The sequence below is a fragment of the Streptomyces europaeiscabiei genome (genome assembly GCF_036346855.1).
In the GTDB taxonomy this organism is placed as follows: domain Bacteria; phylum Actinomycetota; class Actinomycetes; order Streptomycetales; family Streptomycetaceae; genus Streptomyces; species Streptomyces europaeiscabiei.
The window spans coordinates 6,824,461-6,841,091 of record NZ_CP107841.1 but is presented as its reverse complement, the minus strand read 5'-3'; the positions used below and the strand labels follow the sequence as shown (position 1 = coordinate 6,841,091).

Annotated in this window: 11 protein-coding genes; 5 read left to right on the top strand and 6 right to left on the bottom strand. The window is 70.9% G+C overall.

Annotated elements, in window-relative coordinates; translation table 11 throughout:
- Positions 1–102: 102 nt before the first annotated feature.
- The 4 genes from typA to OG858_RS29970 all read right to left on the bottom strand — a co-directional run bounded on the left by typA (position 103) and on the right by OG858_RS29970 (position 6,423).
- Complete coding sequence (gene typA, locus OG858_RS29985; RefSeq protein ID WP_037694852.1) at positions 103–2,010, bottom strand: translational GTPase TypA; 1,908 nt, start codon at positions 2,008–2,010, stop codon at positions 103–105.
- Positions 2,011–2,206: 196 nt separating this feature from the next.
- Positions 2,207–2,845: a hypothetical protein gene (locus OG858_RS29980; protein ID WP_143677078.1), complete on the bottom strand. Its 639-nt coding sequence runs from the start codon at positions 2,843–2,845 to the stop codon at positions 2,207–2,209.
- A 346-nt stretch (positions 2,846–3,191) separates the two neighbouring features.
- Positions 3,192–3,899 carry a hypothetical protein gene (locus OG858_RS29975; protein WP_319262935.1) on the bottom strand — a complete coding sequence of 236 codons (708 nt, stop codon included), beginning with the start codon at positions 3,897–3,899 and terminating at the stop codon, positions 3,192–3,194.
- 142 nt (positions 3,900–4,041) lie between these two features.
- The gene (locus OG858_RS29970; protein WP_328544249.1) at positions 4,042–6,423 is read right to left on the bottom strand and encodes an ABC transporter family substrate-binding protein; all 2,382 of its coding nucleotides are present in this window, start codon (positions 6,421–6,423) and stop codon (positions 4,042–4,044) included.
- 515 nt (positions 6,424–6,938) lie between these two features.
- On the opposite strand from OG858_RS29970, the gene OG858_RS29965 reads away from it, so the two are divergent.
- From OG858_RS29965 to OG858_RS29950, 4 genes are all read left to right on the top strand, one after another.
- Positions 6,939–7,229, top strand: coding sequence for a hypothetical protein (locus OG858_RS29965; RefSeq protein ID WP_086754592.1), 291 nt, complete (start codon positions 6,939–6,941; stop codon positions 7,227–7,229).
- A gap of 91 nt (positions 7,230–7,320) precedes the next feature.
- Complete coding sequence (locus OG858_RS29960) at positions 7,321–8,157, top strand: hypothetical protein (RefSeq protein WP_319320220.1); 837 nt, start codon at positions 7,321–7,323, stop codon at positions 8,155–8,157.
- A gap of 19 nt (positions 8,158–8,176) precedes the next feature.
- Positions 8,177–10,144, top strand: a complete 1,968-nt coding sequence (locus OG858_RS29955) for a fumarate reductase/succinate dehydrogenase flavoprotein subunit (protein ID WP_086753109.1) — start codon at positions 8,177–8,179, stop codon at positions 10,142–10,144.
- 46 nt (positions 10,145–10,190) lie between these two features.
- Positions 10,191–10,967, top strand: coding sequence for a succinate dehydrogenase/fumarate reductase iron-sulfur subunit (locus tag OG858_RS29950; protein ID WP_086753107.1), 777 nt, complete (start codon positions 10,191–10,193; stop codon positions 10,965–10,967).
- Between the two features lie 215 nt (positions 10,968–11,182).
- Here the strand turns inward: OG858_RS29950 and OG858_RS29945 are convergent, their stop codons facing one another.
- A complete protein-coding gene (locus tag OG858_RS29945) occupies positions 11,183–11,476 on the bottom strand; it encodes a hypothetical protein (protein ID WP_327724837.1) in 294 nt (97 codons plus the stop codon).
- Positions 11,477–11,662: 186 nt separating this feature from the next.
- Between OG858_RS29945 and OG858_RS29940 the strand changes: the two genes are divergently transcribed.
- A complete protein-coding gene (locus OG858_RS29940; RefSeq protein ID WP_328544250.1) occupies positions 11,663–13,636 on the top strand; it encodes a hypothetical protein in 1,974 nt (657 codons plus the stop codon).
- Positions 13,637–13,658: 22 nt separating this feature from the next.
- On the opposite strand, the gene OG858_RS29935 is transcribed toward OG858_RS29940, so the two are convergent.
- A complete protein-coding gene (locus OG858_RS29935; protein WP_406198772.1) occupies positions 13,659–16,439 on the bottom strand; it encodes a SpoIIE family protein phosphatase in 2,781 nt (926 codons plus the stop codon).
- Positions 16,440–16,631 lie beyond the last annotated feature (192 nt).

Genomic DNA, 16,631 nt, shown 5'->3' with positions numbered 1-16,631 from the left:
CGCCGGGGCCCGCTGCCTTCGCCGGCTCCACCCGCACCGACGGCCCGGCCACTCCCCTCTTGGGAGTGGCCGGGCCGTCTGCGTGAACAGGACAGGCAGTACTCAGCCGTGCTTGGCGCGGCTCGCGGAGCGGGCGCGCTCGCGGGCGTCCAGGTTCACCTTGCGGATACGAACCGCCTCCGGGGTGACCTCGACGCACTCGTCGTCGCGGCAGAACTCCAGGGACTGCTCCAGGGAGAGCTTGCGCGGCGGGACGATCGCCTCGAACGAGTCGGCCGAGGAGGACCGCATGTTCGTGAGCTTCTTCTCCTTGGTGATGTTCACGTCCATGTCGTCGGAGCGCGAGTTCTCACCGACGATCATGCCCTCGTACACCTCGGTGCCGGGGTCGGTGAACAGCACGCCGCGCTCCTGGAGGTTCGTCATCGCGAAGGCGGTGACGGCGCCGGCCCGGTCGGCCACCAGCGAACCGTTGTTACGGGTCGCCAGCACGCCGAACCAGGGCTCGTGGCCCTCGTGGATCGAGTGCGCGATACCGGTGCCACGCGTACCCGTGAGGAACTCCGTACGGAACCCGATGAGCCCGCGGGAGGGCACGACGAACTCCATGCGCACCCAGCCGGAACCGTGGTTGGACATGTTGTCCATCCGGCCCTTGCGGACGCCCATGAGCTGCGTGACCGCGCCCATGTGCTCCTCGGGCACGTCGATCGTCATGCGCTCGACGGGCTCGTGGACCTTGCCGTCGATCTCCTGGGTGACCACCTGCGGCTTGCCGATGGTCAGCTCGAAGCCCTCACGGCGCATCTGCTCGACCAGGATGGCGAGCGCGAGCTCACCACGGCCCTGGACCTCCCAGGCGTCGGGGCGCTCGGTCTCAAGGACACGGAGGCTGACGTTACCGATCAGCTCGCGGTCGAGACGGTCCTTGACCTGCCGGGCAGTGACCTTGCGGTCCTTGACCACGGCCTTGTTCTCGGCACCCTTGCCGGTGCCGCCGCGGCCGACCATCGGCGAGGTGTTCGTACCGATGGTCATGGAGATCGCCGGCTCGTCGACCGTGATGAGCGGCAGCGCGATCGGGTTCTCGGGGTCGGCGAGGGTCTCGCCGATCATGATGTCCGGGATACCGGCGACGGCACAGATGTCACCCGGGCCGGCCATCTCGGCGGGCTTGCGGGTGAGCGCCTCGGTCATCATCAGCTCGGTGATGCGGACGTTGGACATCGTGCCGTCACGCTTGATCCACGTGACGGTCTGGCCCTTGCGCAGCTCGCCCTGCTCGACGCGGAGCAGCGCGATACGGCCGAGGAAGTTGTCGGCGTCCAGGTTGGTGACGTGCGCCTGGAGCGGGGCCTCCTCGTCGTACGACGGGGCCGGGACGTGCGACAGGATCGTGGAGAAGAACGGCTCCAGGCTGTTGCTGTCGGCCGGGACGGTGCCGTCCTCCGGCTTGGTCAGCGAGGCGACACCGTCACGCGCACACGCGTAGACGATGGGGAACTCGATCTGCTCCTCGTCCGCGTCCAGGTCCAGGAAGAGGTCGTAGGTCTCGTTGACGACCTCGTCGATCCGGGAGTCCGGGCGGTCGGTCTTGTTGATGCACAGGATGACCGGCAGGCGCTGCTGGAGCGCCTTGCGCAGCACGAACCGGGTCTGCGGCAACGGCCCCTCGGAGGCGTCGACCAGCAGAACCACGGCGTCCACCATCGACAGACCGCGCTCGACCTCGCCACCGAAGTCGGCGTGGCCCGGGGTGTCGATGATGTTGATGGTGATGATGTCCCCCCCGTCCTTCGGGTGGTACTTCACCGCCGTGTTCTTGGCGAGGATCGTGATGCCCTTCTCACGCTCCAGGTCGTTCGAGTCCATCATGCGGTCGTCGAGCGACTCGGCGGCGTGCGCGGCGAAGGCACCGGCCTGCTTGAGCATGGCGTCGACCAGAGTGGTCTTGCCGTGGTCGACGTGGGCGACGATGGCAACGTTGCGGATGTCGTGGCGCGTGGCCATATTGAGGCGCTTCTCCCGGAGTGTGAGGACGGCCTGCGCTGACATCTGTGTCGCGCGGACCCTGCCGGGCTGGACACGCCACGGCCTCACCCCATGGTACGGGTGCGCCGGGGATGGGGCTCGCCGGGCTACTTCGGCACAGCTCAAGGCTGGTCGGACGGGCTCTGGAGGGCCCGGCGGGTCCACAGCGCAGGCGTCAGGCCGCCTGCGCCGCTCGCGACCCTTCGGGGCAGCTCAACCGAGCGGCGTCGAGGGCGGCCTTGCCCCCGACCGGCTCGTCGGCACAGTCCCAGAAGCCGGAGGCAGAGTTCTCGTACGACACCACGTGGCCCTTCACCGGCTCGGAGCCCTCGCAGGTGTACGTGAAACCGGCCTCGACGAGGTCGATCGACGACCACGCGAAGTACGAGCCCTCGATGTCCCCGGTGGCGTTCTCGATGTAGTGGCCGATCTCGTCCACCGCAGGCTCGGACGGGTACGCGAGCCGCTCCTCCGTCTTCAGGTGCTTACCCAGCGCCTTGATGACCCGGACCGCGCCGACGCCTTTGGGGGCACCGGTGACCGCAGGCCGGTAGCGGTTGTCGCCGACGGGTTCGAGTTCGGCTCTGTACTGGTCGACCTTCTTCGGGATGTCGATCGGGTCGGCAAGCTCGGCCAGCTTCTCCGACCGCCGGACATCCGACCAGGCGTACGTCCCGTTCGTGCACGCCTTGGCCGAGGCCGGGTCGTCCTTCTTCCCGTCGCCCGACCCACCCGTACAAGCCGTGAGCCCCGCCGCCAGAGCGACCGCGGCCAGCCCTGCTGCCGCCGAAGTCCGAACTGCCATGACACGCATGCCCATGACATCCTTCCCCGTTCCCCGTCGTCCGATCACCGAGTGACGATCGATCACGATCATCGTCGAGGCAGCGGAGGCCGGGCGGCAAGACATTTGAGATACCTCAGAGATTGCATGAGCACGACAGCTCGGCCCTGGGGCACCGGGCTCGCCGACTCCCGCGCGCTCTTCTTCTCTTCAGGAAGCCCATGCCCTCGTACGCCGGGGTCTGGAATACCGGTGCGCCGGGGATGGGGCTCGCCGGGCCACTTCGGCACAGCTCAGGGCTGGTCGGACGGGGCCGGGCTCCGGGATGAGCGAGGGCGAGGCACCGGCGGGGGACCGGGCACCGCACGGGCACCGCTCAGTTCGCGGCCAAGGCCTTGTCCGCGGCCTTCCGGCCGGCCTTCGCGGCGACCGAGTCCGCGGAGCAGGAGATCCGGGCGGCTTCGAGGGCCACGGCGCTGTCGCTGGGGACCTGGTCGCATGTCAGGCTGCCCTCGCCATCGACCCTCCAGCTCTCGGCATGCCCCAGCGTGGTCTCGCCGTCAGCGCAGGAGTAGCGGAAGTCGCCTTCCACCGCCTTCGCATAGGCGTAGTTCACGAAGTTGCCCGCCGAGGTGACCGACCCCAGATCGGCGCTCAGCTCGGGACGGTTACCGACGTCGACGAACACGTTGCCGGCCTCGTCCATGAACTGAGCGTCGGCGTCGAAGTAGCCGATCCTCTTGCCCAACGAGAACAGCACGTCGGCCGAGTCCAGCGTCGGCCCTTCGGCCTCCACCGAGACCTCCGGCGTACGGACCCACCGCAGCTTCCGGGTGAACTCACCACCGCCCTCGCCCATCCGCTCCGCGTCGGCGACAGCGATCAGCCGCGTCGGCTGCTCGACGTTGACCCAGGTGAACGTGCCGTTCCCGCACGCCTTGGACTGGGCCGCGGCCCGGGACTGCCCGGCTGCGGGCTTGTCCTGTCCGTCCTGCTCGGCCTGCCCGTCCGGGCTACCGGTGCAGGCCGTCAGAGCCACGGCCAGGGCCGCTGCGGCCAGTACCACCACCGATGCCCGTCGCACTGTGTGCATCCTGCGCCCCACTTCCCCCGTACGGCCACCACAGCCGCATGATGATCAACAGCGCGGTCATCATCCCGCCGCCCGTGCGGGCGGGGCAAGGCGAGGCAAGGCGTTTGAGCGTCGTCAGAGGCGGCTGTGAGTATCAGTTCCGCGACACCCGGTCCGCCGACGTTTTGGCCCCCTTCTTCAAGAACCCCATGTCCTCGTAGACCGGGGTCTGGAAGCCGAAGGCACCCGCGTTGGCCAGGGTGGTGCGGGCGGCGACGAGCTGGGGCCGCTGGTAGAGGGGGATGGATCCGGCGGCGGCCCAGATCCGGGCGTCCGCCTTGCGGATCAGGGCGCGGGTCTTGGACTCGTCGAGGGTGGATACGGCCTGGTCGAAGAGTTGGTCGACCCGGTCCGTGCCGACGCGCGTGTAGTTCTGCTCGACGCTCAGCGAGCCGTCGGCCGCGGGCACCGGCTTGGCGTAGATCGGCCGGGCGTCGGTGGCGGGGTACGCGGAGGTCGGCCAGGAGTACAGCGCGAGGTCGTACTGGCCGTTGGCGATGTGGTCCTTGAAGTAGCTCTCGTCGGCGACCTTCGTGATCTCCGTACGGATCCCGACGCGCTCCAGCATCGCCGCGATCCGCTCACCGACGGCCCGCAGCGACTCCGACCCCGGCCCGTCCGGCAGCACGAACCTCAGCGTCAGGAGCTTGCCGTTCTTGGCCAGCGGCCCCCGCGCGGCATCGGCGGGCGCCCGCGTCCCCTGTGGCGCGTACGCGCCGGGCGCGCCGCCCGGCTTGAACTGCTTGCCGTCCTGCGCGAGGTTCGCGTCGGCGTCGTACGGCTTGTTGTCCTCGCCGACGATGTACGTGCTCTCGTCGTCGGAGGAGCCGGATTTACCGGAGGCGGAGACGGACGCAGAGGCGGACGTGGAGGCAGAGGCAGACGCAGAGGCAGAGGCAGACGCGGACGCAGAGGCGGAGACGGACGCAGACGCAGACGCAGAGGCGGAAGCGGACTTCCCTGAACCGGGACCGGAGCCGGACTTGTCGGAGCCGGCGGCGTCCTTCGTCCTGGGCTTCTCCCCCTCCGCACCGGCCGCCTTCTCGCTCTCCATGGGCTGGACGGGCTCCAGGGGGCCGCCCTGTTCCCATCCGGCGTCGGCGAGCAGGGCCCGCGCCTCGTCGGCGTCCTGGTCGCCGAGGGCACCGCTGTTGTCGGCATAGGCGGCCTGGCCGGCGAGAGCGAGATGGCTGCCGACGGGCTCGGCGGGCAGGCCGAGGGGCTCCAGGACGAGGGCGGCGAGCTTCTCGCGGTCGATCGCGCGGGCCACGGCGCGGCGGACACGCTCGTCGGCGAGGGGGCCGTCCGAACCGTTCAGGGCGAGCTGGGTGAAGGCGGGTTCCAGGGACCGGCGGACGGCGAAACCGCGCAGGGCGGACTGCTGGGCGGTGTACTCGGCGAGCGCCGCGCGCCGCTTCTCCCGGGCGCTGGTCTCGTCGTTCGCGGCCTTCTCGTCCGAGCCGTGCGCGATGGCCCAGGACCGAAGCGACTTCGCGGGGGTCAGTCCGGGGCCGTGGGCGGGGGCGCCCTCCTGGGTCTGGGGGGCGCTCCGCGAGAGAGGAGGACCGGCGCCCTGCGACTTCTTCCTGTCACGGGAGGCGAGCATGATCCGCTCGGCCTGCACCGAGTCGATCTCGGCGATGTCGACCTGGTCCTCGGCCAGCGCCTTGGCCCGCTCGGCGCGCGGTACGGCGCGCAGCACCAGCTCGGAGAGCTTGGCGGGGCGGCCCCACCAGCGGAGGTTGCGGGCGAGCGTGACCTCGCCGCCCTTGCGGTCGACGTCCTTCAGCGCGAACGGCCCGGCGGTGACCTTGAGCCGCTTGCGGGCGCCGTCGTTGAAGGAGTCGGGGGTGCCCATCACCTGCTTCGGGTACAGCGGCGAGAAGAGCGATCTCCAGTCGGCGTACGGGCGGGCGAAGGTGACCCGGACCTCCAGGTCGTTGTCGCCGCGTTCGATCTTCTCGATGCGTTCGTAGCCGGCGTTCCTGGCGGTCCAGTACGCGGAGTCCTTGCCCGACAGGGCCCGCCACTGCGCGGCGAAGTCGGCGGCGCCGATCTCCCGGCCGTCGCTCCACACCGCCTCCTGGTGGAGCTTGTAGAGGACAACCTGGCGGGGCTCGCGTTCGACGACCTTCGCGGACTCCAGGTAGTCGGTGTTGAGCTGCGGGCGTCCGCTGGTGTCGAGGCGGTACATCGACGGCAGTACGGCTCCGGCGATCCGTGCCGTGGCCGGGTCGGCGTCCGACTGGAACGTGTTCAGCGTCTCCGGCACGGCGTCGACGGCCCAGCGCAGGGTGCCGCCGTCGGCGACGAGGTTCCGCGCGGCCGGCGCGATGTCCTGTCCGGCGACGGGCCTGCCCGCCGGGTCCTCCTCACCGCATCCGCTCAGCACGGGCATCGTGAGCACGCCGGCGACCAGGAACGCCAGGGAGCAGCGCGGGGGGCGCGGTCGAACGCGGTCGTGGGGAATCGGCATCACTGCGACCTCCTCGCTCCGCGGTGGGAGAACGGGGACGGGGGCGGCTCTGATCACGTTCGGCGGTATATGGAGCTGATCAGACGGATGCGGCCCACTGAAGAGGACGGAGGCCTCGCGGGTGCGCCGACACGACGGCGAGCCCCCGGGAACCCACCCGTTTGGACGCCTGACAGTTCGGGTGGGTTCGGGTGCCTTGGCGGGTGCGGGTCCGGTGAGGGCTGGTCGCGCGGTTCCCCGCGCCCCCAAGAGATCAGGCCCCTGCCGGCTGGAGAGACCACTGCCCCGCGCCCCTGAAAAGCAAGGCCCGCAGCCCCTGCTTTTCAGGGGCGCGGGGAACTCCGCGAGAAGCCCCACCGGACCCGCGGACAAGAACCCACCCCAGCCCCCCGAGCTCCCCCCACGCAAAAGAACCCCGCACACCGCTTCCCACCGGCAGGTGTGACGCGCGACACTCGCAGGCGCATGAACATTGCCGCCTTGGGGCCACCGCCCCCTGAAAGCGAGGGCAAGTCATGTCCGTGCACGACGACTTGACGGCAGTCCGGCGCTGCCTGGACGAACTGACCCGGTCCGTACGCCGCCTGGAACAGCAACTCGGCGGCAGCGGCCTGGAGATACGCCGCGTCCGCACCGACGCCGACCACCTGCGCGAGAGCGTCGCGTTGCTCGGCGAGGCCGCCCCCGAACTGGCGAAGCCGCGCCGCCCCGACCTCGTCTCCATCCCCGACACCCCGTACGACAGCTCCCTGTGGACGGACTCGGACGACGAGGGCCTAGGCGCCCGCGACCGCCGCGCACCCTGACCGCCGTAACCGACCGACCACCACAACCGACCACCACAAGAACCCGAGACCGAGAACCCGACACGCCAAGAACCCGACCGGGAGTCCCCCGTTGGCCACTGGTACGGAACCACCGGCAACAGAACCCCATCCACAGCGCGGCGGCGTGCGGAGCCGTACGCGCGCCGCGATCTCCGCCCCGCATCTGCGCACCGACCGCTGGTGGCTGGCCCCCGCCGCCACGGCCGCCGGGCTGCTGGCCTTCATCGTCTATTCGACCTGGCGGGCCTTCGCCGACGCGCACTACTACGCGGCCCCCTACGTCTCGCCGTTCTACTCGCCCTGTCTGGCGGAACGCTGCGAGCCCATGCGCGCCGGCCCCAACTGGGAGATCCTCGGCGGCTGGTGGGGCATCTCACCGGCGATCATCATCCTGATCTTCCCGCTCGGCTTCCGCCTGACCTGCTACTACTACCGCAAGGCCTACTACCGCGGCTTCTGGGCGTCCCCGCCCGCCTGCGCGGTGGCCGAGCCGCACCAGAAGTACTCCGGCGAGACCCGCTTCCCGCTGATCCTGCAGAACCTCCACCGGTACTTCTTCTACGCGGCCCTGCTGGTCGCCGGCATCCTCACCTACGACACGGTCCTGGCCTTCCGCGACGAGCACTACGAGTGGGGCCACATGGGCCTCGGCACCCTCGTGTTCCTCGTCAACATCGTGCTGATCTGGGCGTACACCCTCTCCTGCCACTCGTGCCGGCACATCGTCGGCGGCAAGCTCAAGCACTTCTCCAGGCATCCCGTGCGCTACCGGATGTGGAGTTGGGTCGGGAAGCTCAACGCCCGCCACATGCAGCTCGCCTGGGCGTCGTTGGTGAGTGTGGCGCTCGCCGACTTCTACGTGTACCTGGTCGCGTCCGGCGTCTTCGACGATCCGACCCTCTTCTAACAGACAAAAGGTGCTTCTGATGTCCGTGGTCGAACGACAGGAGTGGGACGTCGTCGTGATCGGCGCCGGCGGGGCCGGGCTGCGCGCCGCGATCGAGGCCCGTGAGCGGGGCGCCCGTACGGCTGTGATCTGCAAGTCCCTGTTCGGCAAGGCCCACACGGTGATGGCCGAGGGCGGCATCGCGGCCGCCATGGGCAACGTCAACTCCGGTGACAACTGGCAGGTCCACTTCCGCGACACCATGCGCGGCGGCAAGTTCCTCAACCAGTGGCGGATGGCGGAGCTGCACGCCCGCGAGGCACCCGACCGGGTGTGGGAGCTGGAGACCTGGGGCGCCCTCTTCGACCGTACGAAGGACGGCCGCATCTCGCAGCGCAACTTCGGCGGCCACGAGTACCCGCGCCTCGCCCACGTCGGTGACCGTACGGGCCTGGAGCTGATCCGCACGCTCCAGCAGAAGATCGTCGCCCTCCAGCAGGAGGACCACAAGGAGACGGGCGACTACGAGTCCCGGCTGAAGGTCTTCCAGGAGTGCACGGTCACCCGGGTGTTGAAGACTGTGTCCGACAGCGGCTCCGCCGCGGGCGAGCGGGTGTCCGGCGTCTTCGGCTACGAGCGCGAGTCGGGCCGTTTCCTCGTCCTCGAAGCGCCCGCCGTCGTCATCGCCACCGGTGGCATCGGCAAGTCGTTCAAGGTGACGTCGAACTCGTGGGAGTACACGGGCGACGGCCACGCGCTGGCGCTGCTCGCAGGCGCGCCGCTGCTGAACATGGAGTTCGTGCAGTTCCATCCGACGGGCATGGTCTGGCCGCCGTCGGTGAAGGGCATCCTCGTCACGGAGTCGGTGCGCGGTGACGGCGGTGTGCTCAGGAACTCCGAGGGCAAGCGGTTCATGTTCGACTACATCCCGGACGTGTTCAAGGAGAAGTACGCGCAGTCCGAGGAGGAGGGCGACCGCTGGTACGAGGACCCGGACCACAACCGCCGTCCGCCCGAACTGCTCCCGCGTGACGAGGTGGCGCGGGCCATCAACTCCGAGGTGAAGGCGGGCCGGGGATCACCGCACGGCGGGGTCTTCCTGGACGTGTCCACGCGGATGCCGGCGGAGACCATCCGCCGCCGGCTCCCCTCGATGTACCACCAGTTCAAGGAGCTGGCGGACGTCGACATCACGGCGGAGGCGATGGAGGTCGGGCCCACCTGCCACTACGTGATGGGCGGTATCGCGGTCGAGTCGGACACGGCGGCTGCACGCGGGGTGCCGGGCCTGTTCGCGGCCGGTGAGGTGGCCGGCGGTATGCACGGCTCCAACCGGCTGGGCGGCAACTCCCTCTCCGACCTGCTGGTGTTCGGCCGCCGGGCCGGGCAGCACGCGGCCGGGTACGCGGCGGGGCTGACCGGGGCACGGCCGCCGGTGGACGACATCGAGGTCGACACGGCCGCCGCCGAGGCGCTGCGGCCGTTCTCCGCCGAGGGGCCGGCGCCGGGTCTGGAGGCCGGTCGGCCGCCGGAGAACCCGTACACCCTCCATCAGGAACTGCAGCAGGCCATGAACGACCTGGTCGGCATCATCCGCCGCGAGGGCGAGATGGAGCAGGCGCTGGAGAAGCTGGCCGACCTTCGGGTACGGGCGCGCCGGGCGGGTGTGGAGGGGCACCGGCAGTTCAACCCCGGCTGGCATCTCGCCCTCGACCTTCGGAACATGCTGCTGGTCAGCGAGTGCGTGGCACGGGCCGCGCTGGAGCGCACCGAGTCGCGCGGCGGGCACACCCGCGAGGACCATCCGACGATGGACCGCGGCTGGCGCCGGATCAACCTGCTCTGCCGGCTCACCGATCCGACGGGCGGGCCGGAGACCTGGGATCCCGTCGTCGCCCAGATCGCCCTCACCCGTGAGACCACCGAAGCCATCCGTCCCGACCTGCTCGCCCTCTTCGACAAGGAGGAGCTGGTCAAGTACCTCGCCGAAGAGGAGCTGTACGAGTGAGCAGCTACGAGGAGCCGCGGTCATGAACGGTCATGGAGACGGGGTCATGAGCGGCTACGAGGCCCGCTTCAAGGTGTGGCGGGGCGATGCGCGGGGCGGTGGCCTGGAGGATTTCAAGGTCGAGGTGAACGAGGGCGAGGTGGTCCTCGACATCGTCCACCGCCTCCAGGCGACCCAGGCCCCCGACCTCGCCGTCCGCTGGAACTGCAAGGCGGGCAAGTGCGGTTCGTGTTCCGCGGAGATCAACGGCCGTCCCCGGCTGATGTGCATGACCCGGATGTCGGTGTTCGAGCGGGACGAGACGATCACCGTCACCCCGCTGCGGGCCTTCCCGGTCGTCCGCGACCTGGTCACGGACGTCAACTTCAACTACGCCAAGGCGCGTGAGGTCCCGGCCTTCGTGCCGCCCGAGAAGCTCGGCCCCGGCGAGTACCGGATGATGCAGGAGGACGTGGACCGCCCGCAGGAGTTCCGGAAGTGCATCGAGTGCTTCCTCTGCCAGGACACCTGCCATGTCGTCCGCGACCACGAGGAGAACAAGCCGGCCTTCGCCGGTCCGCGCTTCCTGATGCGCGTCGCGGAACTGGACATGCACCCGCTGGACGCGGCGGAGGACGCCGGCCTGGACCGCAAGAAGACGGCCCAGGACGAACACGGCCTCGGCTACTGCAACATCACCAAGTGCTGCACCGAGGTCTGCCCCGAAGGCATCAAGATCACGGACAACGCGCTGATCCCGCTCAAGGAACGTGCTGTCGACCGCAAGTACGACCCACTGGTGTGGCTGGGCTCGAAGATCAGGAGGCGTTCCTCAACTGGGTGAGGGCCTGCGCGGGGCGGTCACGGGGCGCGGGGCGGTCCCGACGTGCGAGGCCGTCACGGGGCGCGGGGCGGTCCCGACGTGCGAGGCCGTCACGGGGCGCGGGGCGGTCCCGACGTGCAGGGCCGTCACGGAGCACGGGGCCCTCACAACGTGCAGGGCCGTCACGGAGCACGGGGCCCTCACAACGTGCAGGGCCGTCACGGGGCGCGGGGCCGTCACGGGGCGGTGACGCGGCCGGGGCGGGTCGCGAGGTACGACAGCACCGTGTTGGTGACGATGAGGATCAGGCCCGGGAGACCGAACGCGTCCGCGCGTTCGGTCGCCATGGCGACGCACCACAGGCCCAGCCCCGCACTGCCGCTGAGCGTGGCCCAGCCCCACAGCACCGGCCGCAGCGTGCTGCGCCGCAGCCACGGCAACATCCACTCCGTACGGACCGCGACGACACCGAACACGGTCGTGGCCACCATGGCCACCGCGAGGAACCCGATCCCGACGGTCGTCAGCATGCCCCTGCCTCCCCCTTGCGAACGAGGCGATCATGGCATGCCCCCGCCACCGGGACCAGCCTCCGGCTCCCCCACTCCGCCCCACCCCACTCGCGACCGCGCGACACCGGCCATACGCTCCCAAATGTGACGTCGCGTCTGAGAAGGAGCCGAGCGCGAGGCGCCACGTCGCACATAGCCGTGCGTGTGGCCCACACCGCGTTCGGCGGGCTGGCAGCCATGGCCTGGCTCCTGCTGCCCACGACAACGGAGCCGGCCGAGAGCCAGGCCACCGAGCGGCACGCCGACCAGCTGTCCGTCGGCGTGCGGCCCGTGACTCCGGTCGGCGGTGAGCTGTTCAGGGTTCCGGCCCCGGACGAGCCGCTCGTGGTCCCGCCGGTGGGCGGTCGACCCACGGGCCCGGTCGGCCCCGGACGGTCCACGGTCCCGGCCATCGGCGGGCTGCCCGAGACTCCGGCCGTCGGCGCGTGGTTCGTGGCTCCCCCGGTCGGCGTGGCCGCTCCGGCCGACGGCGAGGGCTCCGGGACGGATCTGATCCTGCCGGTGGCCGCCGCGGGTACGGCTGTCGCCGTGGCCGCGTACTCACTCGTACGACGTCGGCGCCGCGCCCAGCTGCGCACGACCCCGACCGGCACCTTCGAACCGCCGACCACGCCGCTGCCCGACCTCCACCGCCGGGCCCAGCGGCTCCTCGTCGAGACCGACGACAGCGTCCGCACCAGCACGGAGGAACTCCGCTTCGCGGCGGCCCGGCCGGGCCGTGGTGCCGCCGAGCCGCCGGTGGAAGGGCCGACGGACCGCGAAGACGCCGGGCCGCACGAGGAAAGCCCGGCGAGCCCTGCGGAAACCGAACCATCCACCACCGACCCCGCCGACCCCGCCAGCCCCGCCAGTGACAGCACCCCCCAGCCGCACCCGGAGAAGGCGGGAGCTCGTGACGAAGCGGAGCCGCAGGGGGAAAGCCCGGTCGGCCACGACGGACCCGAACCACCCACAGCCGACCCCGCCGACCCCAGTGGCCCCCAGCCGCACCCGGAGAAGTCGCCGGGGGCTGAATCGGGCGGGCCGCTCGTGGAGGGCGCGGTCGTGCTCGACCCGGCCATGGCCTTTGCGGAGACACCCGCCGCTCGGGACGCGGTGCAGCCGTTCGTGGAGGCGTTGGCGGATGCGCGGGGGGAGCTGGTGGGGGCCTGTCGAGCGGCTCTGCGGTGGGAGGAGGAGCGTGACGCCCTGTCGCCCGACGAGGAACGCGCGCTGCTGGCGGAGATCCTCGTCCGGTGCACGACCGCACAGCGGCGGCTGGACACGGCGACGCCCGCCTTCGATCAACTCCGCGCCCTGGAGAGGGACATCACCCCGGCCCTGGAGTGCGCGGAGTCCCGCTTCCGCGAGCTGACCGGCCGTACGGCGACCGCGACCACCACCCTCACCGCGCTCCGCGACGGCTACGCCCCGGCCGCCTCCCTCCCCGTCACCGGCCACGTCGAACAGGCCAAGGACCGCCTGGTCTTCGCCACCAGCGAGCTGAACCGCGCCCGCCAGGCCGCCTACCCGGGCGACCTGCACACCGCGGCCGTACACCTACGGGCCGCCGAGGGCGCGATCGACCAGGCGGACATGTTCGTGACCGGGGTGGAGCGGCTCGCCGCCGAGCTGGCGCACGCTGCCGGGACCGTCGAGCAGGGTGCCCTCCGCACCGGCTCGTACGACGACCCGCTCGACGTCCTCCGCCGACAGGGCCACTGGCTCCTGCCGGCCCGCAGCGCGGTCGCCGCGGCAGCCGATTTCCTCACCACGCACCGGGGAGCGGTGGGGGCGACGGCCAGGACCCGACTGTGGGAGGCTGAGCGGCACCTGGCGCAGGCGATACCGGCGGATTCAGGCGAGCAGAACGAGAGTGACGGGACCGCCGAGAACACCCGGCACGCCCAACGGGCCCACGCCCTCGCCCAGGAGGCCCGGCACCTGGCCGAGCAGGACGTCCGGGCGTACGGCAACCCGTACGGCGGCCCCGTCGGCGACGGCCTGGCCGGCGCCCTGCTGGGCGGCATCATCCTCGGCGAGCCCCCCGACGGCGACGGCCGGGCCGACCTACGGGGCCCCGCCTGCTACGGCGGAACGGCGACCCGCGCCCGCAGAACGGCAGGCGGCCAGTTCTGAGCAACACGGGTAGGACCCCGCCCTAGAACAGGCTCAGCAACGCCTCCGCCGGATCCGTCAGGCCGTGCTCCCCACCCGGCAGCGGCAGTTCGAACCACACCGTCTTGCCGCGAGGCGTCCGGCGCGACCCCCAGGCGGCGGACAGCAGGCCGACCAGCTGGAGCCCACGCCCACCCTCGTCCGTGTCACGGGCCCGGCGCCGACGCGGCTGTACAAGGCCCGCGTCCCACACCTCGCAGACGAGCGTTCTGTCGAGGAGGAGCCGGAGCCGTATCTCACCCTCGCCGTACCGCAGGGCATTGGTGACCAGCTCGCTGACCAGCAGTTCCGCCGTGTCGATGAGGGGCTCCAGGTCCCAGGCCTGCAACCGGCCGCGGGCGTACTCGCGGGCGCGGCCCACGCTGCGCGGCTCACGCGGCAGGGTCCAGTCGCCGACGGAGTCCTCCGGCAGCCCCTGGACACGGGCCATCAGCAGCGCGATGTCGTCCTCGCCGTGGTGGGTGTCGAGGGTGCTGAGGACGTGGTCGCAGACGTCCTCCAGCGACCGGGGCGGGCCGGCGCGCAGCCCGGTCGGCGGCTGGGTGGGGTCCGTGAGGGCGCCGACGAACGCCTGGAGGCCCTCGTCGAGGGGATGGTCGCGGGATTCGACCAGTCCATCCGTGTAGAGCGCCAACAGTGCGCCTTCGGGCAGTTCGACCTCCACCTCCTCGAACGGCTCGCCGCCGACGCCGAGCGGCATACCGGGGGGCACGTCGAGCATCAGCGCGCTCTCGCCCGGCTCGACCAGCACCGGGGGCAGGTGACCCGCGTTGGCGAAGGTGCAGCGGCGGGTCACCGAGTCGTAGACGGCGTAGACGCAGGTGGCGAGATAGACCTCGGCCAGGTCCTTGTCGCGGGGGCGGCTGGAGGAGGTGCGGGAGGCCGACTGGCCACCGCCTGGGGTGCCGAGGCCACGGGCGATCTCGTCGAGCGCCGAGAGGACCTCGGCGGGTTCGAGGTCCAGCAGGGCCAACGTGCGAACGGCCGTGCGTAGTTCACCCATCGCCACCGCTGCCCGCAGTCCGCGGCCCATCACGTCGCCGACGACGAGTGCCGTGCGGTGGCCGGGGAGTTCGATGACGTCGAACCAGTCGCCGCCGACCTCGGTGGCCGCGTTGCCCGGCAGATAGCGGCAGGCGATGTCGAGCCCGGAGGCCTCGGGGTCGCCCGGCGGGAGCAGGGAGCGCTGCAGGATGAGGGCGCGCTCGTGTTCACGGCGGTAGAGGCGCGCGTTGTCGATACAGACGGCGGCGCGTGCGGCCAGTTCGACGGCGAGGCCCCGGTCGCGTTCGCCGAACGGTTCGCTGCCCTTCGTGCGGGAGAACTGCACGAGTCCGACGACGGTGTCGTGCGCGACCATCGGTACGGCGAGCGTCGACTGGATGAGACCGCCGTCCTCGGGCACCTGCTGGGGGCGGGCGGTACGCAGGGCGTCCGCGCAGGGCGAGTTGAACGGGTAGTGGTGGACCGCGCCGACGTCCACGGGGGCGGGGCCGCCGACGAAGGGCGCGTCGGAGACGGCGCTGGCGAAAGCGACCCGGCGCAGTTCGGCGCTGCCGTCGGCGAGTCCGGGCGGGGTCTCGTCCCCCATCAGGAGGCCCTGGTAGAGGTCGACGGTGGCGAGGTCGCAGAAGCCGGGGACGACGACGGCGAGGAGTTCGCGGGCGGTGGTCTCCAGGTCGAGGGAGTTGCCGATGCGCGTCCCGGCCTCGTTGAGGAGGGCGAGATTCCGCCGGGCGGCGGCCGCTTCACGGGCGGCGGAGCGGCGGGCCGTGATGTCGGTGGCGAGCCAGGCGATGCCGATGGGACGACCGGTGCCGCTGTGCACGCGGAAGAGGTTGATGGACCAGTGGCGACGCTCTTCGGAACCGGGCACGAAGCCCGTGATGTGCATGTCCGTGATCGAGTCGCCGGTCTCCAGCACCCGGCGCAGGGTCGCCTCGACCCGCTCGGCCTCCGGGGACTGCAGATAGTCATGGACGCCCCGGCCGCGGTGGTCGTCGGCCTCGCCACCGTAGATGGAGGCGAAGCGATGGTTGGCGCGCCTTACCCGAAGATCGGTGTCTATCAGAAGGAACCCGAACGGGGATTGGCCGAAAATCGCCTGCGAAGCAGCAAGGTCGGTCTCTATCCGGCGCAGGGTCCGGACGTCCACGACGATGCACACGGCGGCCCGTTCGCCGCCCTCCACGGTGGTGGGCATCACATAGACCTCGGCGAGCCCCTCCACCCCTTCGGGACCCGGCACACGGAAGGGGACCACTCCGGTCCACTCCCGGCCGTCGAGGACCTCGGCCATTTTCCGCTGGCCCTCTTCACGCCGATCGGGGTCGATGAACGCCTCGACGGGGTCCATCCCCACGGCCCGCTTGGCCGATATCCCGAACAACTGCTCGGCGCGCAGACTCCACTGGTCGACGAGCCCGTCAGGACCGATCGAGAACGAAGCGACCTTGATGTATTCGTACATGGACCCCGGCGGGCTGGTCTGCCACATCGAGTCACCGGTCCCGTGACCACCCATGACACTTGCGCCACCGTCGGAACCGCCTGCCTCACGGACACGCGCGCCGGACGTCCGCCCCTCGGACTCGCAGCCCACGCACGGACCGTCCGTCGGACCGTCACCCGTTTCGTCGCGTGCGGCCCCGCTGTCGCGAGTGGCTCCGCCCAGGCCGGAATCGTCCACGGCCTCGGGCCTCGCGCGGTCCGACGGGTCCTTGGAACCCGTGGACTCCGTGGCCTTCGCTGGTATCTCGCTCACGCGAACCGTCCCCTCCAGCTCACCGCGTCCGGCTTCGGTCACCAGGGGCGGCTGCCCGCAGTATCCAGCACTACGGCGCCGCACAACACGGTGTTCACGATCACAGCACGGTCCCGATCGTTTTTGGACCGGCCGGAACATACTCCCAAGTCTTCTAACCAGGCGATGCCCTCTCGAATCAAAGACTCCGGC

Bases quoted from the DNA above. Each gene is read 5' to 3' on its own strand.
- OG858_RS29965 (WP_086754592.1), top strand. From the start codon at position 6,939: ATGTCCGTGCACGACGACTTGACGGCAGTCCGGCGCTGCCTGGACGAA.
- OG858_RS29955 (WP_086753109.1), top strand. From the start codon at position 8,177: ATGTCCGTGGTCGAACGACAGGAGTGGGACGTCGTCGTGATCGGCGCC.
- OG858_RS29980 (WP_143677078.1), bottom strand. From the start codon at position 2,845: ATGCGTGTCATGGCAGTTCGGACTTCGGCGGCAGCAGGGCTGGCCGCG.
- typA (WP_037694852.1), bottom strand. From the start codon at position 2,010: ATGGCCACGCGCCACGACATCCGCAACGTTGCCATCGTCGCCCACGTC.
- OG858_RS29945 (WP_327724837.1), bottom strand. From the start codon at position 11,476: ATGCTGACGACCGTCGGGATCGGGTTCCTCGCGGTGGCCATGGTGGCC.
- OG858_RS29970 (WP_328544249.1), bottom strand. From the start codon at position 6,423: ATGCCGATTCCCCACGACCGCGTTCGACCGCGCCCCCCGCGCTGCTCC.
- OG858_RS29950 (WP_086753107.1), top strand. From the start codon at position 10,191: ATGAGCGGCTACGAGGCCCGCTTCAAGGTGTGGCGGGGCGATGCGCGG.